The sequence below is a fragment of the Rhizobium sp. SRDI943 genome, from assembly GCF_057653695.1.
The window spans coordinates 1,731,384-1,751,747 of record NZ_CM172787.1 but is presented as its reverse complement, the minus strand read 5'-3'; the positions used below and the strand labels follow the sequence as shown (position 1 = coordinate 1,751,747).

Genomic DNA, 20,364 nt, shown 5'->3' with positions numbered 1-20,364 from the left:
TATCAAGCTTTGCCGTCAGGCTTTTATAAAAGAGCTGCGTCGATCGGCCGTGAACCGGACCTGGTTCTCGATCAGCGGATACTTCGTGTAGATCGCCACCGCGTTCTCTTCGGAGAAGGCAAGCCGATCCTGTCCGATCGGCTTATTCCACCCCTTCGTCAGCTTGGCGAGGTAGCTGATCTGCCGGCGACGTTGGTCTTCAGGGCTGTTGAGGTCGGTGTTGCCTTCCTTCGCGGCCTCTGCCTCGATCTCCTTCTGCAAGGCCTGTGAAGCGGCCTGGGCCCGGCTACTATCCGGACCGCAAACCGTGATCACCAGATCAGTTTCCTTGCCGTTGGGACCGACTATCTTGACGTCGATCCCTTCCTCTTGGAGCCGAAGGTTGTCGTCGAAGGCCGAGAGATCGAAAAAGTCCTCTGCGTTCTTGCTCATCAATCACCCGTGGCTGCGACGGTTACGATCGCGCTGTTGATTTCGACAGTCGGCTGGAAAAGGCGAGCGGTGTTCGCGCCGCCACCCTGCTCCTGAGCACTCATGACGATGCCATAGAACATCTTCGTGGTTCCCGTCGGTACCGAGGAGATGGTGTGGACGCCAGACTGCGTGCCGGTGGTGGTGATCGCCGCACCACCCGGAGTGGCGGCAAGGGTGAACGAGTTGGCGTCTGTCACCGTCTTGACGTAGTAGGTGGTGCCGGCAGTCAGACCGGTGGGAAGAGCGCCAGTGGTCGCAAACTTGACCTGATCACCGACTGCCAGGCCGTGCGCTGTCCACGTGACGGCGCCAGGAGCAGCAATAGTGATGGTCGCGGTGGAGGACCGGATCGGCGGCGCATCGTCGAACCGGACGCGGAACGGATAGTTGTACGGCGTCTCGGATGCCGCAATCATCGCGATCTGGCCGGGATCGAGCGGCTGAACGATGAAGGAGTTCTGCATCGAGCCAGCGTTGCGAGTGCCCGCAGCCTTGAGAGTGCGGCCGGAATTGATGATGTCCTCGGAGATCAGCGTCTTGCTGTCACCGATCGAGCCCATCGTCTGCCAGCCTTTGACCTCTTGCCAGGCTACGGAAGCGAAATCCGTTGCGTCGAGGTCGGCGTCATCGGGGACGATGGTTACGGCCGGGCCAATGTCAAAATGACTTCCAGCCACTGGAAACAGTTGGGGCATGATGGTCTTCCTTCATGTCTGATTGAGCACTTGCCTAAGGTGCGAGGTGGCAGGCCAATCAGGCCGGAACTAACGGGTAGGATTGCCAGAAAGCTGTCACTGGCACGGTGAAATGAGTATCTCCGGTGACAACCACACCGACTTCTGGATCCTGGTCGAAGCGGACTTGCCTGCCGCTCTGCAGGAGCTTCGTGCCGGCGGAGAAAAGCGAGCAGATGATCCCTGCTAGATCGATCGCATCGACTTGCGCGCTGGTCTTTGGCCAGAGGACGTTGCCTCGGATGAAGCCCTGCCTGATCGGCTCGATCTGAAGCGACAAATCAGTCCTGATCGAAGTGTTGAAGTGCACCTCGAAGCTGACGTATTTCGTGGTCGCTTGAGGGGTGAACTGGACACCTGGCAGGACCACGTTCCCGGCCAATGTCATGCCGGAAGGCAAAGGCAGCGTCTTCATCTGGATGAGGAGCGCTTGAAATATGCTCTTCTCAGCTGTGTCAGCCATCTGCTACTGCTCTCCTATGGCCGATAATCACCCGCTCAGCGACGAGGAAGTCTATGACCTGCTTCACCAGGCGCTGGCGTCGTTGCTGAATAAGACCGTTCGGACGAAGCATGCTCAAGACGTGCTCTCGATGGCCATCCGAGATCTGACGATCATCCAGACGGCGTTCCTGACGCTCTCCGAAGGCGTCAAGCTTGATCGAAGCGAGCGCGAACCTTAGCCTCTTCCGCCGCCACGATCTGCGGCCAACGCTGGCTGACTGCCTCGATGAAGCCATATCCAGTCTGATTGTAAGTCCTACCGAGGGAATCCTCGCCGACGAACCCGTAATTGAGCCGAGCCGCATATGCAGCCTGGGCGCCGATGTAGACAGTCGCGCCCAGCGGGGCGCCGGCAATCGTCAATTCCGATGCGCCGCCCATATCCGGAAAGGTCGCAGCGCCTTCTTTGATCGATGGCATCGCCGCCGTGGACGCGAGAAACGACCGGCGAAGGTTGCCCGTCTTGATCGGCATCCGGCCGCCGTCTTTGACCGACAGCCTGACAGCATTGAACACTTCTTGCGCAGATGCGTGGAAGACGGCCTCAAAGGCTCCTTCCGTCTCCCGCGCCCAATCGGATATCGCCGCTGCAAAGCCGGTCATTACCGCCCCCGAGACCGCGCGAACGCTTCGGCAAAGTCGAAGTTGTATTCGACGTCACAGCGGCAGCCGACAACCTCGGAAGCGCCGGCGCCTAGCGAGGTGTCGCCAGGATAACGCAGCAACGCGCCGCTTGGAGATTGGAAAGCGAGATCCATGCCCCTCACCTCTTGGCCGTTCAGGACCTCATGAGTGTGGCGGACCTTACGGTCGCTGGCCGATCGCCACTTGCGGGTGACAAGCGTGGCATCCCTGCCCGACTTCGATAGCGCCTGTTGAAACGCCTCATGCTTCGAGGACATGACAGCCGTGACGGTCTCGGTTCTGGCGATGGTCTCGCCACGCAGGCGCAGGTTCCGATCCCGCAGGCGCATGAGCACCTTGTCGAGCGTTTCCTTGTCCAGCAGCTTGCCGGCGGCGATAGCGCGCTGCACGGCCTTGTCCAAACGCTTGTCGCGTGTCTTGAGCGTCAGATACTTCCGCATCAGCGCCGGCTCGCCCGACAGCAGATTGATCCGCGTCCGCTCGATAAGCTCTGCCTGCGGCCCATTCAGGCCGATGATGCCGCCTTCCCGCTTGCCGGTGGTCGCCGACTTCCGGCCGACCAGGTCGAGAGCAATCTTGTTCGGGCCAGCGCCCTGCGAATAGGCTTCGACGATGGTTTGCCGAGCCGCCGCGACCGTCTGCTCGCTGATGTTGGTGATCATCGTCGACGACAGATTGCGGATGTTCGCCTCTGCCCCCTGGTTGCTCATGTCCCAGCGGAAGACGATGCGGTTTCCGAACGCGTCGGCCAGCCGCGGCATGTTCTGCGAGGTCAGCAAGCCGCCGGCATCGTATGCCTGCCTCATCGCCTCAGACAGCGGCCGGAAGGCGGCCGGATCGATATGCAGCGCCTGTATGGCGCCCTCGATGTCACGAGCCTCAAGCTTCGCCACGACCTCGCGAAGGACGATCTCGCTCTTGATGTCGTCGATCGCGTCGAGGAAGGCTTTCTCAAGCACCGGGGACAGTTTGTCGACGAGCTCAAGGAGTTGTTGGCGAAGGGTGGCCATCTGGTTTATCCTTCGCCAGCGCAGGAGATATAGGCAATGTCACTCATAAAAGTCCGCGACAAATCAAAGACCATGTTATTCCGCGAGCCAGGTTACCGGCTGAAAAGCGTCGTGACAGCCGTGCCGCTGCCCTCCTATGTTGAACACAAGGGCAAGACCTATAGCACCCACATCTCTCGACCTGTTGTGTTCAGCGAAAGCGGGGCGGCGGAATACCATTACGACCTCAGGCCTGTTCATGACGTGATCTACGAGATGGAGGCCTGATGAAGGGTGGCAATTATTCGATCGTCACCCGCACATCGCCGTATACGATCTCTTCCAGAACCTCATCGTTGCCAATTGCAAGATTACCGTTCGGAGTGAGGACAGCACGGCGGACTTCGCCGCGTGCCTCGTCCGCCATGGAAGCGACCTTTTGTTCGACCCCATCGAGATATACCCGAACCTTCTTGCCGTCCCCCTTGGCAATGCACCAAGCGCGATAGCCAGGATCATCTTTGTTTGACGAAACGCGAATGCCGTCAGCCTTCAAAACAGCAGCATTGGCAGATGCGGGGGCGGCGGCGATCGCTACGGCGGCTCCCTTCAGAAAGCCACGCCGGTTCATTCCGCGCTCTCCTTGCCGCCCTTCTTCGGCGCCGGCTGCTCTTCCTTGAGCTTCTGCCCTACACCGATGGTTTCGAGTGCGGTCGCCTCGCCATCGGCGATGTCCGTGAGGATCGAACCGGCTTCCCGGCCCTTGTATTTCTTGGTGAGCAAGACATTCGTCATGTTGCTGTCCTTCCTTGGCAGATGAAGACGACATTGACCTGGCCGTCGTAGTTGTTCGGATCGTCATGGACGATGTGATATTCCGTGCCGTCGGCGCCGATCGCGACATCGCCAACCTTTGGCGAGACGCCGATCCCGATCGAGCCGATGTAGAGCTGCTTGTCGGACGCGAGGATGTTGGTCCCGTCGACATAGCGCCGGTCATAGGTGGCAGGAAACAGGCGGCAATTGTAATCGGTTGGCGTGCCATCGCCGCCAGTAACAGGGTCAGGCGGCGTCACGCGGCGAACCTTGCCAGCCTGGCCGTATTTCGTGATGAGGCGCTGCGCTACGCTTTGCAGGCGCGTGAAGAGCGGATCAGCCACAGCGAGAGCCGCCGATCGAGAGGATGCCGAGATAGAGCAGGTCCTCGCAGCGAAGGTAAGGCGCCAGCATTCCATCCACGATCGAGATCAGCGGCGTGATGCCGGATGCCGTGCCGTCGGATTCGGCTGTGGCGTATTCCACTTCCAGCGGCCCGACCTTCTCGCGCTTCACCGCCGACGAGGCAGAGCCGACCACCGACAGCGAACCGGGCGACACCGCTTCCTGATATGCAGCCTGATAGGAGGCGTTGATGACAGCGGCCGGCACCACATTCGACGGAAGCAGCTTGCCGTTGACGATCGCGCCCTCGCGCGGCCACTGACGCTCCTGCGCGGCATCCACGACAGAGCCGAGGAAGCGGGAGCCGTAGACCGCATCGATGTAGTTGCTGCCACGGTTGCGCAAGACGGCCGCCGACGGCGGTACCGGGTTTGTCGGCAGCGTATAGCCGTTATCGCTCAGCCAGGCCGTGAAGCCTGCATCGTCGCCGTATCCAGCCATGTGAGATTATCCGATCAGTTCTGGACAGGAAGAGCGATATTAGGCGGCGAACCGCCAAATTGTGTCAGCGACGAAGTTCCCGATATCTGCATACCCGGCCGTATTAGGGTGGCGGGAATTGTACATGAGATTGCGCGCCACCATGCTGAGATAATCGCCGTAGAGGTCGAAGAGGTCGATCATTGGTAGATCATTCGACAAAGCCAAATCCTTCATCGCTTGACGAATGCCTTGCTGGTTTGCGTCAGCGTCGGCGGCAAGGCTGCACGGATTTCCAGTCTGCAACAAAACGTCAGCCCCGCCGGCTTTTGCCGTGTTGATGAGCGTTTGCAGGCTAGCCTTATAAGATGCCGTGCTCGTAGGAACGATCGCATCGTTGATCGTGAACGGCAAGATCACCAGATCCGCAGTAGCGCACATTGTAGCCAAGGACGGAAGCGGCGAATAGGCGACGGTGTTCACCACCCAATCCGCGACCACAGATGAGCCCATACCGAAATTGAGCACATCGACCTGCGGGACAGCTTCATTCCAAGCGCGGAGACCCACGAAGAAGCCGGTCCCACTCACCCTTGTGATGTTGATGGTGTGAATTCCAGGGGCACCGGCATCAACCGTGGTCAGCCTGAAGCTTGCCGTGGCGTTGGTTTGTGTGAGTTGCGTTTCGGCACCGCCATCGATGTTGTAGCTGATCACTCCGCCGCCGGCCGCTGTGATGTCGGCGAGTTCGAAGCGGTTGACCGGGATCGTCGAGGTATAGGAGAAGATGCCGCCATCGGTCGAGTTCTGAAACCAGACGCCGCCGAGCCGAGCTGCTGCTGCCACATCCCATGCGGCGCGCGCGTTCATCCCGGCATAGTAGAGCGACCGATGCGTAGCGATCGGAACGGTTGCCACGGCAACGCCGCCGCTGCCGTAGATCCCTTCCCAGTTCGATGATAGCCCGTTACTGGTAAGGCGTTGTGCGAGAATTGTAGGCCACGCCCTGAGCTTGGCATTGACGCGGTTATTGCTGCCGCTATCGCCACCACCTTCACCCCAAGCCGTACTGTCGCCGGGGACGCATATCCTCCCTCGTCCAGTTCCAGCCTGCACGCGTGTTTTCATGGCCTTTGTCTTGGTGAACTGGGAAGTCTTGAAGTTGAACAGACCAAGGTTGCTTGGCCCCCCGCCGCCCTGCGAGATAACGCCCGCTCCGACCAGAGCAGCAATAAGATTCGGTGAAAGAGCCATCGTGATCTCCTTGGCTGCTCTGGATTCTCGGGAGGGTGGAAGGGTTTAGGCGTCTTTTTTGTGAAGCTCGACGAAGGCGGCCCGGTCTTCTTCGGACAGGGTGTCGAAGCCTTCGAGATCGTCTTTGCGCAGGCCCTTGGTGACAGGCTCGCCGTCCTTGGTAATGACGGAATAGCCACCGCCTTTGCTCTCGACCTTGTAGGCGGAGTCGTTGAGGACCGGCTCCTTGCCTTCAGTCGAGCCAGAGACGACTTCGTAGCGGCCAACCAGATCGGTTGGTTCTTTTTCGACGTCGAGTTCCGTGCCGACTTCGAGTTCCTTGCCGTCGGCGCCATAGATGCCAGACGAGGAAAGGCCCGCAGGCGCTTTGATGCGAATGCGCATGGGATTTCTCCTGAATTATAAGGGGGATGCCCCGCCGTGATTGGCGAGGCTAAGGATCAGACGACGACCGAATAGAAGACGCCGGATCGACCGTTGATGTCGGCGCGGATCTCGATGCCCAGCGCATTCATGACGAGGAACTGATAGTTCGCCGTCGGCATGTTGCGTGGGATCGCGGTCGTGTTGGTCGCCATGCCAACGCGTGGGCGGATGTAATCAGCCGACGGCACGAAGCCGAAGAACTGATTGCCCGTCAGCTCGAAGGATACCGCAATCTTCTTGATGCGGCGGTTCTTCATAAGCTGCTCGAGGCGAGTTCCCAGCGTCGATCCGGCGGAAGGGTTGATCTGCGCATCGAGGTTCCGCATGATCTCCGGAGAGACATACAGGTTGACCGGGCCAGCAATCAGGTTGGCATCCAGCATCGCGCCGAACGGGCCGGTGAAGAACGCATCAAGCTGCGCCCACGTGGCCGTGGTCAGGTCGATGTTGGCACCGCCGGCGCCAGCGCCGAGGTTGATCGTCTTGGAATACGGCGAGTTCTTGATGCCGTAAGCCGTGTAACCCTGGAACACGATGGTCGGGTCACCATTGAGGCAGAAGAGCGCATTGTCGCGGCGGATCTTCGCCGTGATGGCTTCCTGGTCGTCGGAGAGAGCATCGAAGTTCTCGGACTGCAGGGTATTCCATTCGCGCCACTCGCGGCCGTAGCCGGACGAGAAGACGGGAACGACGGTGCCCCGGTAGTCATAGCCGACCTTATCGAGGCCGACCGGGACCTGGCCGGATAGAGACCGGGTGACCACGCCGGCGTCGCCGGAAACGCGGTTGAGAACCACGATCTTGCCGATGTTTACCGGCTTTGCCAGCGGCATAAGGTCGTCCATCCAGACGGAACCTTCGTCCGAGCGCATCACGCGGCGGGTAGTGTCGTCCAGTTCCTGCCATGCATCGCGCGGCAGGATGGCAGCGGAGTTGTGAAGCTCCGCCATGTGGTCCTCGATGCGGTGGAAGTGTTCACGGTCTGCCGTGACTTCTCCCCACCAGCGAGCATGATCGCGAGAGTTCGCGACAAGCTGTTCGTCAAAATAGCGCATGTCGGTCGCTCCTTATGCGAAGGTGTAGCCCTTGGCAGCGCGGACGCTGACAAGCTGGTCTGCACCAGAGGTGTTGTTGTAGGTCTCGTTCGCGAAGGCCACGACAAAGGTGCCCGTGGTCGCCGGAATGAGTTTGCCGGCCGCGTTAGCGGACAGCGGGGCATCCTGGGTGATGCTGGTGGCGGTCGGGACACGACCGCGGAACAGAAGTTCGTCGATTAGTTCCATGCCGATGATGCGGTCACCGGCCGGCCAAGCCGTGTCGACGTCCTTCAGGGCGAGATAGTTGTCCTGGACGACGAACATGCGGCCCTTGCTGGCTGCTACAGCCGGCACGAACTTGCCGGCGGTGCGGACGACGAGAGTGCCCGGCAGAACTGCGGTATCGCAGATCGCCTCGTGCACCTGCGGCATGTTCTCCTGAACAGGGCCGCCGAAGATCTTGTTATAGCGAGCCATTTACTTGTCTCCCTTCGGAAGCTTGAAGCCCGAGCTCTGTTCGCTGCCCTTGAAGGCGGAGTTCAGCGCTGCTGCGGGCTTCTTTTCGGCCTGAGGCGCCAGCGCGCGCAGCGTTACGAGAGGCGTTGCCTTCGCGGTCGCTTCATCGAGAAGCTTCGCGTTGACGACCTTGGTGACGAGCTCGGCATGCTCGGCGTCATCCTTGGCCTTCTGGTTGGCAACCATCTCGGCCTGTGCGTCGAGCACCGGCTTGAGGGCTGCGGTTACGGAGTTGGCGATGGTCTCGCCAATCTTTCCCATGCTTCCCGAGAGGGCTTTGACCTCATCGGAAAGCGACTTGAACTGCTCGTCGGTGACAGGCATCTCGTCTTCCTTCGTGTTGGTTGAGGATTCCCGCTCGTTGAAGCCCAAGGCTTCCATCATTGCGGTCTTGGTCTTCTCCCACAGGCCGACATTCTTCCGGCGCATGAGAGCTTCAACGAGGCGGGTTCCCGCCCAGTCGATTTCCTGATCGGCAGCATCCGTCAGAGCGGAGTTGACGACCTCGATGTCTTCCATCTCGCCCTTGGCGTTGACGAGCATGCCGACGCCCTGGTCGGGGGTGGCAGCACCCTCCTCGCCCAGCAGAATTGCGTCATGGTCGAACACCATGTTGCGGGCGATGCGCTTATGATCAGCGGCGTTGACCGCTTCCATGGTGGCAAGCAGCCCAGTCGAGGTGTGGACCGGGCCGCCGGCCTCGATCGCAGCCAGGACGGCCTTGCCGCCTTCCGAGCGGTTAGCGACCTCGACGTCGATCACCTTGTCGAGCAGCACCCGGCCGCCTTCCCGGCGCACGTTCTCATTCCATGCCCCGATATGGCCGATGTTGACGCCTTCCGGGTCCCGGGCGGAGATGAACTTGCCGTTGACAAGCGGGTGACCGAGCGGCGCCGGCGACCGGTTGAGCGTCAGATAGCTCTTCTCGATCTCTTCGGACGGGTACTTGATCCCGTTCATGATGATGTCGTCCGGCAGGGTGGCGCTCGGGACGATCACGACATCGCGGCCATTGCGCTTTTCCTTGCGGACAGCCTTCACGTTCGCCAGTGACCTGACGTTCACACGCACCTGGGGCATGTCGACTATTCCTTTGTGGGTGTGGGCTTTCCGAGAGATGCGTCGGTTTCTTCATCCGGCGCTTCATCTCGATACTTGTCGCTCTCGGCCAACGGCTCGTAGCCAACCGCGCCGCGGATATCCTCGGGGGTGAACACCCACTCGCTGGTACCGGTCTTCTGATTGACGTCGGCCATCTTCACGGCTCGATCGATCTTCTCGCCCATCGACGCCTCGGTAAGGTCGGCTTGGTCGATGAACCAGTCTTTCTCCGGCAGGATCTCGAAGCGCTGCAGGCGGGAGACAAGCTCCATGATGTTCGGGTGCGTGACGTTGGCCCGGCGCGACATGCAGGTCTGAGCCCACTCGTCCGCATCCTCCTGACTGGCCCGCTCGCCCGTCTGCATGCCCACCAGGACCTTCACCGGCATGGAGATCGACGCGGCGAAGGACTGGAGCGGCACGCCATAGAAATGCTCGGGCGATGGGAGCGTGACGTTGAGCTGTTTCGCCTGCATGCCCATGAGCATCAGCAACTGATCGAAGCCAGCGTTATAGTCGGCCACCTGGTCATTCATCTTGTCGGCAAGCTCTTCGACCGTGACGCCCATGGCCTTCGCCATGTCGGCAATCTTGGCTTCCTTGTCGACTTCGAGAACGGGCGCCGACTTGGCGTTCTTCCAGAAGCCCTCACCACCCGCGCCTTTGACCTTGTCCATGTCGATCAGGTCGTTGAAGCCAGGCTCAAGGATCGATCGGCCGTAAATCGTGCCGTCGTCCGACCAGATCAGGACGCGATCGGGATGAATGCGAAGCTGGCGATTCTGCTTCGCATCGCCGGTTAGAGCCGCCTCGTTGAACTGGTACATGACCGGCTCGCCGTATGTCTCCGATCGAGAATCGGTGTCGTATTCCGCAACGGTCAACTGTCCCTTCCAGACCGGGTCGACCTTATAGAGGCCATCGAGACCGCCGGGGACCGTGTCGACCGGCTGATCAAACACCTTACCGTCCCTCAGGCGGAGGATCACGCCGGAATATCCGCCGACCATCGCCATGCGGTCGGCATCGGCCAGCTTGGACCACAGGCGCAGCGCAGAGAACCTCTTGCGGATCTCCTTTTCGAGCGGCGTCTCTTTCCTCTTGCCTTTCTCCGAACCGTCACGCTCCTGCTCGAGGAGGAAAGGCGCGTCCTGCCACGTCTTCAGCGCAGTCTTGTCCACGCCGGCGGTCGCCACCCCGTTGCGGAGGTACATGCGATAGAGCTGGTCGAAGCTGAGCGTCTCGGGCCAGCCGAAATCCTTGTAATAGTCATGCTTGACGTTCGCGCCGGGGAAGAAGGCCGGGAACATGCTGCCGAGCCGGCGCTGGGCGTAGTTTGCCAGCCTCAGGACATTGCTCATCGGTTCTTATTCCTCAGGAACATCGCAACGGTCGGACCGACTTCGATGTTGACGTTGTCGGCTGCGATCACCGCATCAGCCAGGTTGTGAGATTTCACGCCCAAATCTTTTTTGAGCTTGGCCTTCGGCACGACGCGCTTCTTGCCCTCTGTCTCGACCCACCAGGGGACGCAAAGCTCGGTGAAGAGCGCGTCCAGCTTCTTGGCATCGATCTCAGACGAGAACGACAGCACGTCCTCAGGCTTGATCGATTGGCCCCGCGTCACCGCGTTGAACGTGAGCATGGCGCGGCGGGCTGTATTGGCCCATGCCTGCGCCTTCAGGTTCAGGTATTCATCCTTGTTCAGCGGGCTGTTGGCATTCAGCGCGTCGCTCGGCTTATCCGGGTCCATGACCGCGCCACCGGCGTGAAAAGCAAAGTGCTCGACGCTGGCCTTGTTCACTTCGTTCTGCTCGTCGATGTAGCCGCCGACGAAAGCGCCAACGCCGATCGTGTCATATGACACCGTGGCATCTGCGTTCTTCGCCTTGGCCCAGACGCGCTTGGCGTTCTGGACGAGCTCATCCTTACCCGATGACCAGTCTTCAGCATCCATGAAGATGCCGCCGATCTTGTCGGCCGTCGCGCTGTTGTCCTCACCATCGTCAGCCGGGTCGAAGCCGATGATGTTCCGACCGGTCAGCGAGAGTTTGAGCACGACATGGGCGTCGACGCATGCCTCAAGCCATTTCCGCTTGAAGATCGAAAGCTCACTGTCGCCGAGCGGCACGCCGCCGTAGACGTGCTCGAACATCTCCGGGCTGCGCTCCCGCATAGCAGCGATGTCGCGCAACGCCTTTTGCGAGAGGAACGGGTTCTCGGTGTAGTCGATCTTGCGCACGACGCAGTGCGGCGGCACGTTGATGACGAAATTCTTCCAGACGTAATCGGTGACCAGCTTGGGGTTGAACAGCAGGATCGCCAGGCTGTCTTCCTTGCGGATCGTCGGGCCGATGACCGTCCACTGGTCCTCGGTCAGCTTCTCCGCTTCCTCGACCCACAGGATATCGACGTCGGACGTGCCCTTGATGTCTTCAAGGTTGCGCTCGATGCCGTAGAAGATGAACTCCGCACCGGTCCGCCGGTGAATGATCGTCGTCTTCTGAACGTCGTAGGCCGCTTCAAGGCCGAGATGAGCGATTGCCCACTTCAGTTCGGTATAGACCGAATCCTGAATACGGTTCTGGAAGCGACGGATGCAGAGAACGCGCATCCTGACGGCGACGTGGTCGACAAGGCGCACCAACTGGCAAGCTGTGTCTCTCGTCTTTGAGCTTGATCGTCCGCCATGAAGGACCGCGATGTCCGCCTGCCCGAGGAAAACCTGCTCCCAAAAATCGTGAAGGGCGGGGTTCGTAAGGTGGGTGGTAGCGTCTAGCTCTTTTCGCTGCGCAGCACTTCCCGCCATGTTCTCGTCTCGGTCTGTATCGGGGCGCCGTCCTTGCCAGTGTGCTCGTGACGCTCAACGAACATGCCGAGGTGCTTGCCGATGTCGACCAGCGCACCCTTCTTATCGTGAAGCTTCAGCTTGATGCCGCCGGTCGAATTCTGGCTAATCTCGGCGATTGCTGCCGCCGTGTCGTCATCGATGTCATCGCTGGAAACGAGCTGGACGTTGTTGGTGACGACATTCTTGATCACGAGAACATCCCCGCCGTCTGGGTTATCCTCTTCGGTGACAAGCGTGCCTTGCCACTTGATGGCCTTGCGGATGTCAGAGAACCCGATCTTGGCCAGCTCCTCCAAAACGCGCTCTTTCGTGATGGCGAGCTTTTCGATGGCCTTTTCGGTGGCTTTCCGCTCGACAACCTGCTCCCACTCCAAAAGCTCGGTCACGCGTTGTACGATGTTGTCTTTATGCTGTAGGCGAGATGCATTTCCCCGGTCTGGCTTGAAACCGGCGGACGCATATGCGTCATCTGCTGTCTTGCCTTTGGCCAACTCTTGCGCGAACTTCTCATGCCGCGCGTTTTTTAGGACTGGCATGGCTTAACCTTGGGAGAGAGCTGATGACTTGGACAAACAACAACACCTGCCCTGTATGCGAAGGAACTACCAAGGAGGCTTTGCCCAAAATGGGTGATACTACCGAGGTGATCTGCGATACCTGTGGCCGTTACAGGATCACGGACTCCGCAAAAGAAGAGTTCCGACACAAGGAACAGGATGAGCGGTACGCTATCCTTGAGCGAGCGAAAGGTATTGCCGCGACGAAAGGCGGAATGACCGCAATCACGACCGGCCTTTGATCTACAGCGCCCGCCATAGATCCCGCCCGGGCGGCTGGTAGCTGACGCAGCCGACGAGGGTCGCCGCGAACGAAGCCACCGCGACAACTACGGCGAGGATGAGGAGCGCCCTGGTGGTCTTTGACATGGACGCTCCTCTCCGATCTCAGGCGGCAGGCGTGAAGTCGAGGTAGTATTCCTGCCCCGGCTCGAACTGGATGGCGGCGCTCGGATTGTCGACGGTCATGCGAAGCTCGCCCCATGGGGTGGCGACGGTAAACCGGCCATTCTCCGATTGGATGTCTTCAGACCAGACGGTGTGGAAAAAGCAGGTGTTGCCTTCCTTGCCGCTGCAACGAAACTTGGCTCTTACGGTGGGTGCGCTCATGCGTCTTCTCCTCTGTTGGTCCGGAAGCCGCCGGACGCGGATCTGATGTTGATTTCTTCGCCCTCGGGTGAGGAAGCAGAAATGAACATCGGGACAAAAAGAGCCGGGACATCGCCCAGCTCTTCGGTATTCGTCATTCGGATGTGATCAGCCGGCGATGTCAGGGTCGATATGCTGGTAGGCTTCGACGAGCGTGGACGTGGCGTCAAACGAGAGGCTGTCGTCGAAGATGGAACTTCGGCCGCCGCCGTCGCCTGCGATCGCTGGCATGACACTCGGCAACATCGAGACGTCTTCATGGTCGACGACGATGGCCGGCGCCGGATATTCCTTCGCCGTCAGAGGCTGGACGATCACATTGACATTGATCGGGATCGCTGCGGCTGCGGGCATCGCTGCGCAAAGGCCGACCGCCATCATGGCGAGGCCCGCGCAGAGGAGACTTCGAACAATTCGCATGCTCTTTCCTTTCTGCTTGGTTGGACGAGAAAGCCCGCCGACCGGCTGAGCGGGCGACGGGCTGATTGGTTGCGGAGGCAGGATTCGAACCTGCGGCCTCTTGGTTATGAGCCAAGCGAGCTACCGGGCTGCTCTACTCCGACATGAAGCAATTCATTTTTGGCCGGCGCGCATGAACGCCAGTTCCTCGGATGATGGATGCCGGCCCATGTAGGCATCCATGTGCACCTTGGCCCCTGTATCGAGCCTATACATGGTTTGACGGGTGCGAGGGTGCGTGCAAAGGCCGATCACAACCCCGACGGCAGCGCGGTCTCCGACGTTTTCATTGCCGTCGAAAATTCGGCCGGGCGTCGCCGCCTTGAACTCGCCGATCGATCGCGGGTCAAACATCATGTCTGATGCCGTGACCCGGCTTGCCCGATCGCCATCGAATAAGCCCATGGCCTCGTTGGTCTTGGCGAACTCGCCGAACAGCAATATCGCCTTTTCATCGTAGGCGCGGGCCGCCGTGGCTTCATCATCAAAGAGCCCGATTACCTCATGATCACCGTTTCGAGTGATCGAGGCCGCCCATCTCCCCGAACTGGTGAGCATGACGCCCTTGAACTTCGAACTGCACGGGTCGTCGCGCTTGAAGGAATTCCACGCGTTTTGAGCGGCTGTGGCTTTTCGGAGATTGACCTTCCGGTTGTCCAAGCCGTTCCCGTTTTCGTGGTCTACGCGCTGTCCCTTTTGGGCCCGCATGACAAAAGAATGCATCCCGAACAGATGGGCGGCGAGGAGCCCGCTAGTGGCTCTGGCGTAAAAGGTCTTCCCAGAAGCGACCGCATACCACTTGAAACTCGACACGCGATCGTAGTCTTCCTCGTCGACAAGCGCGAACATTCGGTCGCGGCCTTTCGATTTCTGAAGAGGGATGTGAGCCACACCGTCAACGATGAACGCCAAGGCGCATTTCTCCAATGAGCATAAGTGATGCTTTTGAGAGACATGCGGCCGGCGAGTATTCCCCATCAGATGGGTCCGCGAACAGAACACCGCAAATCACTGACGATCTTACGCAACACGATCTATGGTTTCAAGCCCCTCATATGCCTCCAACTGTTCCAATTGCAGCAGCATCCCCATGACTTTGCTCTGCATCTCCGATTTCATGCCCTTGATGGCGATAAGCGCTTGATCCTTGAGGTTGATACGGTTGCCCCTGCCCTTGGGCATGATCTTGCGGAGATTGCCGCGGAGCTGCATCACCTGGCCGGCCGTCTCGGTTTGGATTCGGGTGATGCGTTCGCGGCGGAACTCCTGCCGGCGCGATAGCTCTTCAGCTGCGATGATGGACAGATCGTCTCCGCTGAACCTGATCGGACCGAGTTCGGACCGAAGGAAGCACACCACGCCGTCGACGTCGCGCACCTTCTCGAAGTTCAGGTTTTCGAGGTTCACGAAGGCATAACCGACCAGCAGCGGGAGACGGCGCTGGATGACCTTCCGGGTTCGGTGGTGAATGCTCTCGTACCAATAGGCCGGCATATAGACGCTGATGCCCTCGTTGCGGAGATTGCGCTCGATGATGCTCTCTCCAACGCGGTTGATCGGTGCACCCTCGACATAGCGGGCCATCCGCTGTGTGCCAGGCGCAGCGCGGATCGCATACCAGTCGTTGCCGACCAGTCGTCTCCGCCTTTGAGCGACAATGTCGCCAAAATCTCGAGTGTCCTGTTCCTTAAGCTTCATCGCCGCCATTTTCATTTCCTCTCGCGAGCCGCCGCTCGGTTAGTTTGCCTTGGTCATGTCGGCGTGGACGCCGAGATGCTCTTCGGATTTTTGGAAGTAGATCTGCTGAAGCCGTTCGTTCGGCTTGAACTCTGGGATGAGGTCTGCTCGGCTGCCGCAAGCGGTGAACTCGGCAAACGGGAAAGGAACCCAGCTCACCGGATCTTTTTCGCTATGCCAGTCGGGATAGCCGAAAGCGTATGCTTTTCCGCACTCTTCGCAGTTGTTCATTCCGAAGGTGACGGTTTTGTTCAGCCCTCCGCACCATGGGCAGCAAGCGCCATTTGAGAAACACGAGACGGGCTGCGGGAGCCTCCTGATGGCTTTCCAGAACTCATCGTCTTCATGTTTGAGCGGATGAGGCCTAGCGTCATTCATCGGGCCGCCTCCATGATCGCCTGCGCTGCCGCTGCCGCCTTCTTCGGATTGTGAAAACCTTGCCTGAGCTTTTTCGTGTAGGCACAGGATTCACACATCGGCTCGTTGTTCCCGGTCTTCTCGCCAGCTGCGCAAGCCTTGATGTATCTCGTGCGCCGAAGCTCGTAGGCGCCACAGACGCAGCGGACCACCCAACGCGTACCGTTCGCGGAAACATCCACGGCCATGCCAAGCACAGAGAGCCGTCCGGACTTGATGCCCGTCAGATCGACAAATTCTGGCATTGTCCGCTCAGCAGCGGTCGGCGCCCTATGTGGGATCGGATCAGAAGAATGGACGGACGTTGACGGCGGGGACCATTCGAAATGCTCTCCCCTGCCCGCCACCCGGCCGGCGAGCTTGTCGCTTGGATAAAGCGGAGCGACGGCATCCATGTCGACTCGAGCGAGACGGGTCATGCTGCGATCTCCTCGTCAGAAGGCCAAGGACCGTATTCTTCCTCGCATTTTGCGCGGATCTCGTCGGCCTCTTCGGTTTCGCCATAGTCGCAATCGCCACAGACAACGCACACATGGACGTCGATAGAGCATCTGCAATCGCGCCCGCATCCGGCATTGGCGCCACCGAAGAATTTCCACGTGTGGCCGTTTTCGCGGCAATGGGCTGGATCACCTTGCTTGACCGTCTCGCCCGCCTTTTCCTTCAGCCGCAGAAATTCGTCTTCGCTGATCGTGATGGTGCTCATGCTGCACCCCGCATCGCTTCGACCTTGCGGACGGAATAAAGCGCTGTCGTATGGTCCCTGCCACCGAACAGGCGGCCAAGCGCCGGGAAGCTCATGCCGAATTTGTCGTGGATCTCCCAGACCAGAACATGACGGGCGTCTGACACCTTGCGCCGCCGGTCTTTCCCGACCATAACCGCATACGGGATACCAAGCTCGCGGCAACGATCCTTCAGGTAGGCCTTGGGCTGGTTGCCCATTCGGTTTCGCCATTGGACAACATGGGCGTCGAAGCTGGTTGCCTCTGCTTCCCAGGTCGGAAGCTGCCTGGCAAAGACCGGGATTGCCGGCTCCTCGACGATAGATTGAGGCTTCGGGACGAGCCGCACGGGAGGATTGAAACAACGGGCATGAACGGCGGCCGCATGTGCTCGCATCTCCGCTGCGCTTGTGAATTCTCTGTCTACGAAATTCATCTGAAACTCCGTTCTGCTCGCGCCTTTTCGGCGGCTAGGTACTCTTCTCTGGACTGAAACTTCTGCAGGTGGGATAAGCCGTTCGTGCCCGGCCTTGGCGCCGGCGGCTTGTCGGGCGGCTTTGCCGGCTGGTCTTTCCAGCGGTCGTCGGAGAGCCATCTGACGGGCGAGCACCATTGGCGATCATCGGTCTTCGCGGCGTAGGCGCTGACACCGGTCATGATCTCGTCGAAGCTGGCGCGCTTGATGGCTTGGGAGAATGCTTTCTCCGCCGAAGGCCTGCCGGTCTTGTTCGGGTAGGCATCCCAAAATCTTTCGAATTGAGGATCGATCCCGGGCGCGCGCGCGTCTTCCGAAGGAACTCTGGTTATGGTATCTGGAAGATGCTGTGGCGTAGGCATGGCATTTGCCAGCCTCGCCTCGTTGTCTTTCAATGCTTTAGCGCGCCCACCCTCTGCCCCCGCGGCGGCTCTCGATTGAGATTTACTCTCGCTTTTTTGAAGCTCTTTCGTCAGGCGATTATGGCGGACGAACTCGCCGTCGACCTCGAAGAATGACATCAAGTCATCAGAAATGCCTTTCCATCTCTTGACTGACATGCGGGCGACCCGGGCAAGCTTCGCCTCGTCAGCAGGCAGACGGCCGCCAGCATTCCACATGGCCATCAGCAGCAGCATGTAGGCGCCGATCTGCTCTGTTGAGAGCGATAGGGTGTCACCGATGAAATCGGAGACGTAGAGCTGCATGAAAGGACGCTCGCTCATGCGGACCTCTCGAAAAGCAGCTTGTCCTGCGTGGGATGGCGATCCACACGAGGGCGAGACGGAGCGCTCCACGACCGCCCCTTGACTTCGCCGATCTGACGCCAGCCGGCAGCCTTCAGCGTCGTTCCCGGTTCGCTGGCAAGGATGTAGGTTCCGATCCGGCGATAACCGAGGGCGAACCCAGCCCGCGCAGCTGCGCCGTATAGGAACGAGCAAGCGTTCTTCGTGCCGTCAGTCGCAAGGCGCGTTACTTCCAACGTCCAGCCATTGTCACGAACGCGCGACACGGGTCGACCGACAATGACGACGCCGACGATATCGTTGTCCTTCATGCAACCGAGGCTGAATTTGTGGCCGACGACAGGCGGGTGATGCCGATGGAAGAACGACACCCAGTCGTTGGCGCTCTCAAGATCCATCGGCACGACGAAGAGTTCTTTGCTCATCGACACACCTCGACATCGATGACGGCGGCATGACCTTGAAGGTCATCAACCCACCGAGCGGTGACACATTCCGCCAGACTGTCGTCCTGGACGATCCCAGCCTTCACCAGCGCATCGGAGATGGGCTTGATGATGTTGTCGATGTCCCTGGCGCGCTTCGAGCGCCAATGGCGCTGGGCAACGATCGACAGGCGATATGGGCCTTTGACCTTGCCGACGGCCTGAGACGTGATCTCTGCGACCGCTGCCTTCCGCCAGTCGGCATAGCCATCGCTCTTGACGCTGATGACCTTGCCGTCCTTGATAAAGCTCTTGCGGAGCCCGTTTGCAGAAGGCGGCATATCGGTGATGATGATCCGGGCCGACGGAACAGACTTCGGCTCGAGGAACTGCTCACGGTACTGTTTGGCTGACATGCGCTCCGTCATGCGCGCCTCCGGCCGCGCTGGACGCGCTGCTGGTGCCGACGCTCAAGCGCTTCGTTGATGAGGCGATCGGCTTCTGGAGGCGTGATGCCGAGGGCTTCGGCGATACGCTCGACGTCAGGCCCGTGGATGGCGTAGGCTTCGAGGAAGGTGGTCATGCTGCCACCTCGCGATAAGCTGCATAGTCCTCGGGGCGCTCAAGCTTCTTGCGGCACGGCGGAATCCAGACGAGCTTTGTGCTACCAGCGCCCTTGATCCAGACAAGCCAGCAATAGGATGTGGCTGTTGAACCGGTCGCGGTCAGACGACCTTTGACCATCGGGACGCGCTCGGAAAACTGAGCGACGATCGACGGCGGGGTCTTGCTGAACAGGTTCTCGTATCGCCCTACCCCTTCCAGGAAGGAAGTCCGGACAATCATGGCAACTCCCTCGGTCGCCAGATCGCGCGCCTTGGCAATGAATTGCTCGGCAAGCCGGAAAGGCGGGTTGCTGATGATCCAACCGGGCGATTCCGACAGCGGCATCACCGGGAAGAGGAAATCATGCTGGAAGCTGCCGGGCGTGCCGTAGTCGTGGATATCTGATGCCCACACCGCTCCGAAGTATTCGAGCAACGGCACCGACATGTGGCCGCGATTGCATGCTGGCTCCCACACCGTCTTATTCCTGAGATAGCATCCGGAGAGGACGTGCTCGCATAGCGCTCGAGTTGCCCACGGCTGCGTCGGGAAATCGTCGAGGCTGTCGTGCGGTTCGCTGCGCTGTTGCATGACGGCAGAAGAGGTGTTCTGGCTCATGCCGCATCCCTCTTCGCCAAAGCCTTCAGATAAGCGGCCTTGACCTCTTCGAACTTCGCGACGTCGTCGAGCTTGGTTTCGATCTCGTGGTCTGGGCGGGGCTTCTTGGAGCCCTTGCCGTGGTCGTCGAGCCAGGCCATTGCGGAGGCAATGCGACGGTCGAGCCAAGCGATCATCTCTTCGGGAGGGGTCATCGGCGCGTCCTCCAAACTTCGTCGGGATCGATTCCGTCCGCTGCCATGCGTTCGAGCGCAGCGGACTGCTTTGCGTCGTGACTGGCCCAATGTTCAGCTTGCTTCTCCGACCCCCACTGATCCCATGTGGAAGAGCGCTCGCTGCGATCGGCAAAATCTTTGCTCTGCCGCCATTGCAGGCAATAAAACGGCCACCACTTGGTGAGCTTGCCACCGCACCCGTGCTTGCTATCGATCATGGCTTCGATGATCTGGCGGATTTCGTCGGGAGAATATTCATTGGTACCGGCGATCTGATGAAGACCGGCAAAGCTGTGAAAGCCCGTTTCCGACCAATATGCAGATCCCGGCGGCTTGACGGCGTAGGTTTGGAAAACAGAGGAAAATCTGATGAGTGTCGGGATGCCGCGGACCTCTATTTCGATAGGGTCGCGCTCATCCAATGCGATCTCCATAACCGTATCGACACCATAGGCGCGGGTCATAAAGTCACGGCGCGGTGGCGGCGCATACGGCTTGCGCACCGGTGGAGGCGGTGGTGGCATCATCAGATCGAGCATGGAAAGCTGCTGCACTGTCAGTCCC

At 59.8% G+C, this 20,364-nt stretch carries 36 protein-coding genes and 1 tRNA gene; 3 read left to right on the top strand and 34 right to left on the bottom strand.

Translation table 11 applies throughout. The features are described 5' to 3' along the window. Positions 1 to 15: 15 nt before the first annotated feature. Genes AC245Y_RS09225 through AC245Y_RS09215 form a run of 3 tightly spaced genes read right to left on the bottom strand, consistent with a single transcriptional unit; the run spans position 16 to position 1,671 of the window. Entirely contained in the window at positions 16 to 432 is a 417-nt protein-coding gene (locus tag AC245Y_RS09225; RefSeq protein WP_017993946.1) for a hypothetical protein, read from the bottom strand. Beyond that, the gene (locus AC245Y_RS09220; RefSeq protein WP_017993945.1) at positions 432 to 1,169 is read right to left on the bottom strand and encodes a hypothetical protein; all 738 of its coding nucleotides are present in this window, start codon (positions 1,167 to 1,169) and stop codon (positions 432 to 434) included. Before AC245Y_RS09220 ends, AC245Y_RS09225 begins: the two co-directional genes overlap by 1 nt. 58 nt (positions 1,170 to 1,227) lie before the next feature. Continuing rightward, on the bottom strand, positions 1,228 to 1,671 hold the full coding sequence (locus AC245Y_RS09215) for a phage tail terminator-like protein (protein ID WP_017993944.1): 444 nt from the start codon (positions 1,669 to 1,671) through the stop codon (positions 1,228 to 1,230). A gap of 16 nt (positions 1,672 to 1,687) precedes the next feature. Between AC245Y_RS09215 and AC245Y_RS09210 the strand changes: the two genes are divergently transcribed. After that, positions 1,688 to 1,891, top strand: a complete 204-nt coding sequence (locus AC245Y_RS09210) for a hypothetical protein (protein WP_017993943.1) — start codon at positions 1,688 to 1,690, stop codon at positions 1,889 to 1,891. Here AC245Y_RS09210 and AC245Y_RS09205 read toward each other — a convergent pair. Continuing rightward, on the bottom strand, positions 1,860 to 2,315 hold the full coding sequence (locus tag AC245Y_RS09205; protein ID WP_017993942.1) for a hypothetical protein: 456 nt from the start codon (positions 2,313 to 2,315) through the stop codon (positions 1,860 to 1,862). The two genes, AC245Y_RS09210 and AC245Y_RS09205, sit on opposite strands and share 32 nt — an antisense overlap. After that, positions 2,315 to 3,367 carry a phage minor head protein gene (locus tag AC245Y_RS09200; RefSeq protein WP_017993941.1) on the bottom strand — a complete coding sequence of 351 codons (1,053 nt, stop codon included), beginning with the start codon at positions 3,365 to 3,367 and terminating at the stop codon, positions 2,315 to 2,317. Before AC245Y_RS09200 ends, AC245Y_RS09205 begins: the two co-directional genes overlap by 1 nt. Positions 3,368 to 3,403: 36 nt before the next feature. Between AC245Y_RS09200 and AC245Y_RS09195 the strand changes: the two genes are divergently transcribed. Then, positions 3,404 to 3,634: a hypothetical protein gene (locus tag AC245Y_RS09195; RefSeq protein ID WP_017993940.1), complete on the top strand. Its 231-nt coding sequence runs from the start codon at positions 3,404 to 3,406 to the stop codon at positions 3,632 to 3,634. Between the two features lie 13 nt (positions 3,635 to 3,647). Here AC245Y_RS09195 and AC245Y_RS09190 read toward each other — a convergent pair whose 3' ends face one another. The 12 genes from AC245Y_RS09190 to AC245Y_RS09135 form a co-directional block, all read right to left on the bottom strand. Further along, positions 3,648 to 3,977, bottom strand: a complete 330-nt coding sequence (locus tag AC245Y_RS09190; RefSeq protein WP_020486968.1) for a twin-arginine translocation signal domain-containing protein — start codon at positions 3,975 to 3,977, stop codon at positions 3,648 to 3,650. After that, positions 3,974 to 4,141: a hypothetical protein gene (locus AC245Y_RS09185; protein ID WP_020486967.1), complete on the bottom strand. Its 168-nt coding sequence runs from the start codon at positions 4,139 to 4,141 to the stop codon at positions 3,974 to 3,976. The genes AC245Y_RS09190 and AC245Y_RS09185 overlap by 4 nt, the downstream gene beginning before the upstream one ends. Next, complete coding sequence (locus tag AC245Y_RS09180) at positions 4,138 to 4,506, bottom strand: hypothetical protein (RefSeq protein WP_017993938.1); 369 nt, start codon at positions 4,504 to 4,506, stop codon at positions 4,138 to 4,140. The genes AC245Y_RS09185 and AC245Y_RS09180 overlap by 4 nt, the downstream gene beginning before the upstream one ends. Then, positions 4,499 to 5,008 (bottom strand): DnaT-like ssDNA-binding protein, encoded by a 510-nt coding sequence (locus AC245Y_RS09175; RefSeq protein WP_017993937.1) that lies wholly within the window; start codon positions 5,006 to 5,008, stop codon positions 4,499 to 4,501. The genes AC245Y_RS09180 and AC245Y_RS09175 overlap by 8 nt, the downstream gene beginning before the upstream one ends. 39 nt (positions 5,009 to 5,047) lie before the next feature. Beyond that, a complete protein-coding gene (locus AC245Y_RS09170) occupies positions 5,048 to 6,241 on the bottom strand; it encodes an SGNH/GDSL hydrolase family protein (RefSeq protein ID WP_080635453.1) in 1,194 nt (397 codons plus the stop codon). Positions 6,242 to 6,286: 45 nt separating this feature from the next. Continuing rightward, positions 6,287 to 6,625 carry a hypothetical protein gene (locus AC245Y_RS09165; protein ID WP_017993935.1) on the bottom strand — a complete coding sequence of 113 codons (339 nt, stop codon included), beginning with the start codon at positions 6,623 to 6,625 and terminating at the stop codon, positions 6,287 to 6,289. A gap of 56 nt (positions 6,626 to 6,681) precedes the next feature. Next, on the bottom strand, positions 6,682 to 7,722 hold the full coding sequence (locus AC245Y_RS09160; protein WP_017993934.1) for a major capsid protein: 1,041 nt from the start codon (positions 7,720 to 7,722) through the stop codon (positions 6,682 to 6,684). Between the two features lie 12 nt (positions 7,723 to 7,734). After that, positions 7,735 to 8,181 carry a hypothetical protein gene (locus AC245Y_RS09155; RefSeq protein ID WP_017993933.1) on the bottom strand — a complete coding sequence of 149 codons (447 nt, stop codon included), beginning with the start codon at positions 8,179 to 8,181 and terminating at the stop codon, positions 7,735 to 7,737. Next, a complete protein-coding gene (locus AC245Y_RS09150; RefSeq protein WP_017993932.1) occupies positions 8,182 to 9,300 on the bottom strand; it encodes a hypothetical protein in 1,119 nt (372 codons plus the stop codon). Between the two features lie 5 nt (positions 9,301 to 9,305). Next, entirely contained in the window at positions 9,306 to 10,682 is a 1,377-nt protein-coding gene (locus AC245Y_RS09145) for an anti-CBASS protein Acb1 family protein (RefSeq protein ID WP_017993931.1), read from the bottom strand. After that, positions 10,679 to 11,968: a phage terminase large subunit gene (locus AC245Y_RS09140; RefSeq protein WP_017993930.1), complete on the bottom strand. Its 1,290-nt coding sequence runs from the start codon at positions 11,966 to 11,968 to the stop codon at positions 10,679 to 10,681. The genes AC245Y_RS09145 and AC245Y_RS09140 overlap by 4 nt, the downstream gene beginning before the upstream one ends. Before the next feature lie 128 nt (positions 11,969 to 12,096). Then, on the bottom strand, positions 12,097 to 12,708 hold the full coding sequence (locus AC245Y_RS09135) for a terminase small subunit (RefSeq protein ID WP_026157337.1): 612 nt from the start codon (positions 12,706 to 12,708) through the stop codon (positions 12,097 to 12,099). Positions 12,709 to 12,731: 23 nt separating this feature from the next. On the opposite strand from AC245Y_RS09135, the gene AC245Y_RS09130 reads away from it, so the two are divergent. Further along, positions 12,732 to 12,971, top strand: coding sequence for a hypothetical protein (locus tag AC245Y_RS09130; protein WP_017993928.1), 240 nt, complete (start codon positions 12,732 to 12,734; stop codon positions 12,969 to 12,971). A gap of 1 nt (position 12,972) precedes the next feature. Here the strand turns inward: AC245Y_RS09130 and AC245Y_RS09125 are convergent, their stop codons facing one another. From AC245Y_RS09125 to AC245Y_RS09045, 17 genes are all read right to left on the bottom strand, one after another. Next, complete coding sequence (locus AC245Y_RS09125) at positions 12,973 to 13,098, bottom strand: hypothetical protein (RefSeq protein ID WP_017993927.1); 126 nt, start codon at positions 13,096 to 13,098, stop codon at positions 12,973 to 12,975. Positions 13,099 to 13,116: 18 nt separating this feature from the next. Further along, positions 13,117 to 13,338, bottom strand: coding sequence for a hypothetical protein (locus AC245Y_RS09120; protein WP_017993926.1), 222 nt, complete (start codon positions 13,336 to 13,338; stop codon positions 13,117 to 13,119). A gap of 147 nt (positions 13,339 to 13,485) precedes the next feature. Continuing rightward, a complete protein-coding gene (locus AC245Y_RS09115) occupies positions 13,486 to 13,797 on the bottom strand; it encodes a hypothetical protein (protein ID WP_017993924.1) in 312 nt (103 codons plus the stop codon). 66 nt (positions 13,798 to 13,863) lie between these two features. Then, positions 13,864 to 13,941, bottom strand: a tRNA-Met gene (locus AC245Y_RS09110). A 9-nt stretch (positions 13,942 to 13,950) separates the two neighbouring features. Further along, positions 13,951 to 14,748, bottom strand: coding sequence for a hypothetical protein (locus AC245Y_RS09105; protein WP_017993923.1), 798 nt, complete (start codon positions 14,746 to 14,748; stop codon positions 13,951 to 13,953). 108 nt (positions 14,749 to 14,856) lie between these two features. After that, positions 14,857 to 15,543, bottom strand: a complete 687-nt coding sequence (gene nusG, locus AC245Y_RS09100) for a transcription termination/antitermination protein NusG (protein ID WP_017993922.1) — start codon at positions 15,541 to 15,543, stop codon at positions 14,857 to 14,859. 30 nt (positions 15,544 to 15,573) lie between these two features. Beyond that, positions 15,574 to 15,951: a hypothetical protein gene (locus AC245Y_RS09095; protein ID WP_245274014.1), complete on the bottom strand. Its 378-nt coding sequence runs from the start codon at positions 15,949 to 15,951 to the stop codon at positions 15,574 to 15,576. Then, positions 15,948 to 16,385, bottom strand: coding sequence for a hypothetical protein (locus AC245Y_RS09090; protein ID WP_017993920.1), 438 nt, complete (start codon positions 16,383 to 16,385; stop codon positions 15,948 to 15,950). Before AC245Y_RS09090 ends, AC245Y_RS09095 begins: the two co-directional genes overlap by 4 nt. A 20-nt stretch (positions 16,386 to 16,405) precedes the next feature. Then, on the bottom strand, positions 16,406 to 16,696 hold the full coding sequence (locus tag AC245Y_RS09085; RefSeq protein ID WP_017993919.1) for a hypothetical protein: 291 nt from the start codon (positions 16,694 to 16,696) through the stop codon (positions 16,406 to 16,408). Then, on the bottom strand, positions 16,693 to 17,151 hold the full coding sequence (locus AC245Y_RS09080) for a helix-turn-helix domain-containing protein (RefSeq protein ID WP_017993918.1): 459 nt from the start codon (positions 17,149 to 17,151) through the stop codon (positions 16,693 to 16,695). The genes AC245Y_RS09085 and AC245Y_RS09080 overlap by 4 nt, the downstream gene beginning before the upstream one ends. After that, on the bottom strand, positions 17,148 to 17,915 hold the full coding sequence (locus AC245Y_RS09075; RefSeq protein WP_017993917.1) for a YdaU family protein: 768 nt from the start codon (positions 17,913 to 17,915) through the stop codon (positions 17,148 to 17,150). Before AC245Y_RS09075 ends, AC245Y_RS09080 begins: the two co-directional genes overlap by 4 nt. Then, positions 17,912 to 18,361, bottom strand: coding sequence for an XF1762 family protein (locus AC245Y_RS09070; RefSeq protein WP_017993916.1), 450 nt, complete (start codon positions 18,359 to 18,361; stop codon positions 17,912 to 17,914). Before AC245Y_RS09070 ends, AC245Y_RS09075 begins: the two co-directional genes overlap by 4 nt. Beyond that, on the bottom strand, positions 18,358 to 18,789 hold the full coding sequence (locus AC245Y_RS09065; RefSeq protein ID WP_017993915.1) for a RusA family crossover junction endodeoxyribonuclease: 432 nt from the start codon (positions 18,787 to 18,789) through the stop codon (positions 18,358 to 18,360). The genes AC245Y_RS09070 and AC245Y_RS09065 overlap by 4 nt, the downstream gene beginning before the upstream one ends. Then, complete coding sequence (locus AC245Y_RS09060; RefSeq protein ID WP_017993914.1) at positions 18,786 to 18,944, bottom strand: hypothetical protein; 159 nt, start codon at positions 18,942 to 18,944, stop codon at positions 18,786 to 18,788. Before AC245Y_RS09060 ends, AC245Y_RS09065 begins: the two co-directional genes overlap by 4 nt. Next, entirely contained in the window at positions 18,941 to 19,585 is a 645-nt protein-coding gene (locus tag AC245Y_RS09055) for a class I SAM-dependent methyltransferase (RefSeq protein ID WP_017993913.1), read from the bottom strand. Before AC245Y_RS09055 ends, AC245Y_RS09060 begins: the two co-directional genes overlap by 4 nt. Further along, positions 19,582 to 19,779: a hypothetical protein gene (locus AC245Y_RS09050; RefSeq protein ID WP_017993912.1), complete on the bottom strand. Its 198-nt coding sequence runs from the start codon at positions 19,777 to 19,779 to the stop codon at positions 19,582 to 19,584. The genes AC245Y_RS09055 and AC245Y_RS09050 overlap by 4 nt, the downstream gene beginning before the upstream one ends. After that, positions 19,776 to 20,354, bottom strand: a complete 579-nt coding sequence (locus AC245Y_RS09045) for a hypothetical protein (protein ID WP_157628332.1) — start codon at positions 20,352 to 20,354, stop codon at positions 19,776 to 19,778. The genes AC245Y_RS09050 and AC245Y_RS09045 overlap by 4 nt, the downstream gene beginning before the upstream one ends. Positions 20,355 to 20,364: the final 10 nt, after the last annotated feature.

Coding starts and splice junctions, on each gene's coding strand:
- AC245Y_RS09225 (WP_017993946.1), bottom strand. CDS start 432: ATGAGCAAGAACGCAGAGGACTTTTTCGATCTCTCGGCCTTCGACGAC.
- AC245Y_RS09220 (WP_017993945.1), bottom strand. CDS start 1,169: ATGCCCCAACTGTTTCCAGTGGCTGGAAGTCATTTTGACATTGGCCCG.
- AC245Y_RS09215 (WP_017993944.1), bottom strand. CDS start 1,671: ATGGCTGACACAGCTGAGAAGAGCATATTTCAAGCGCTCCTCATCCAG.
- AC245Y_RS09210 (WP_017993943.1), top strand. CDS start 1,688: ATGGCCGATAATCACCCGCTCAGCGACGAGGAAGTCTATGACCTGCTT.
- AC245Y_RS09205 (WP_017993942.1), bottom strand. CDS start 2,315: ATGACCGGCTTTGCAGCGGCGATATCCGATTGGGCGCGGGAGACGGAA.
- AC245Y_RS09200 (WP_017993941.1), bottom strand. CDS start 3,367: ATGGCCACCCTTCGCCAACAACTCCTTGAGCTCGTCGACAAACTGTCC.
- AC245Y_RS09195 (WP_017993940.1), top strand. CDS start 3,404: ATGTCACTCATAAAAGTCCGCGACAAATCAAAGACCATGTTATTCCGC.
- AC245Y_RS09190 (WP_020486968.1), bottom strand. CDS start 3,977: ATGAACCGGCGTGGCTTTCTGAAGGGAGCCGCCGTAGCGATCGCCGCC.
- AC245Y_RS09185 (WP_020486967.1), bottom strand. CDS start 4,141: ATGACGAATGTCTTGCTCACCAAGAAATACAAGGGCCGGGAAGCCGGT.
- AC245Y_RS09175 (WP_017993937.1), bottom strand. CDS start 5,008: ATGGCTGGATACGGCGACGATGCAGGCTTCACGGCCTGGCTGAGCGAT.
- AC245Y_RS09170 (WP_080635453.1), bottom strand. CDS start 6,241: ATGGCTCTTTCACCGAATCTTATTGCTGCTCTGGTCGGAGCGGGCGTT.
- AC245Y_RS09165 (WP_017993935.1), bottom strand. CDS start 6,625: ATGCGCATTCGCATCAAAGCGCCTGCGGGCCTTTCCTCGTCTGGCATC.
- AC245Y_RS09160 (WP_017993934.1), bottom strand. CDS start 7,722: ATGCGCTATTTTGACGAACAGCTTGTCGCGAACTCTCGCGATCATGCT.
- AC245Y_RS09155 (WP_017993933.1), bottom strand. CDS start 8,181: ATGGCTCGCTATAACAAGATCTTCGGCGGCCCTGTTCAGGAGAACATG.
- AC245Y_RS09150 (WP_017993932.1), bottom strand. CDS start 9,300: ATGCCCCAGGTGCGTGTGAACGTCAGGTCACTGGCGAACGTGAAGGCT.
- AC245Y_RS09145 (WP_017993931.1), bottom strand. CDS start 10,682: ATGAGCAATGTCCTGAGGCTGGCAAACTACGCCCAGCGCCGGCTCGGC.
- AC245Y_RS09135 (WP_026157337.1), bottom strand. CDS start 12,708: ATGCCAGTCCTAAAAAACGCGCGGCATGAGAAGTTCGCGCAAGAGTTG.
- AC245Y_RS09130 (WP_017993928.1), top strand. CDS start 12,732: ATGACTTGGACAAACAACAACACCTGCCCTGTATGCGAAGGAACTACC.
- AC245Y_RS09125 (WP_017993927.1), bottom strand. CDS start 13,098: ATGTCAAAGACCACCAGGGCGCTCCTCATCCTCGCCGTAGTTGTCGCG.
- AC245Y_RS09120 (WP_017993926.1), bottom strand. CDS start 13,338: ATGAGCGCACCCACCGTAAGAGCCAAGTTTCGTTGCAGCGGCAAGGAA.
- AC245Y_RS09115 (WP_017993924.1), bottom strand. CDS start 13,797: ATGCGAATTGTTCGAAGTCTCCTCTGCGCGGGCCTCGCCATGATGGCG.
- nusG (WP_017993922.1), bottom strand. CDS start 15,543: ATGGCGGCGATGAAGCTTAAGGAACAGGACACTCGAGATTTTGGCGAC.
- AC245Y_RS09095 (WP_245274014.1), bottom strand. CDS start 15,951: ATGAATGACGCTAGGCCTCATCCGCTCAAACATGAAGACGATGAGTTC.
- AC245Y_RS09090 (WP_017993920.1), bottom strand. CDS start 16,385: ATGGATGCCGTCGCTCCGCTTTATCCAAGCGACAAGCTCGCCGGCCGG.
- AC245Y_RS09085 (WP_017993919.1), bottom strand. CDS start 16,696: ATGAGCACCATCACGATCAGCGAAGACGAATTTCTGCGGCTGAAGGAA.
- AC245Y_RS09080 (WP_017993918.1), bottom strand. CDS start 17,151: ATGAATTTCGTAGACAGAGAATTCACAAGCGCAGCGGAGATGCGAGCA.
- AC245Y_RS09075 (WP_017993917.1), bottom strand. CDS start 17,915: ATGAGCGAGCGTCCTTTCATGCAGCTCTACGTCTCCGATTTCATCGGT.
- AC245Y_RS09070 (WP_017993916.1), bottom strand. CDS start 18,361: ATGAGCAAAGAACTCTTCGTCGTGCCGATGGATCTTGAGAGCGCCAAC.
- AC245Y_RS09065 (WP_017993915.1), bottom strand. CDS start 18,789: ATGACGGAGCGCATGTCAGCCAAACAGTACCGTGAGCAGTTCCTCGAG.
- AC245Y_RS09060 (WP_017993914.1), bottom strand. CDS start 18,944: ATGACCACCTTCCTCGAAGCCTACGCCATCCACGGGCCTGACGTCGAG.
- AC245Y_RS09055 (WP_017993913.1), bottom strand. CDS start 19,585: ATGAGCCAGAACACCTCTTCTGCCGTCATGCAACAGCGCAGCGAACCG.
- AC245Y_RS09050 (WP_017993912.1), bottom strand. CDS start 19,779: ATGACCCCTCCCGAAGAGATGATCGCTTGGCTCGACCGTCGCATTGCC.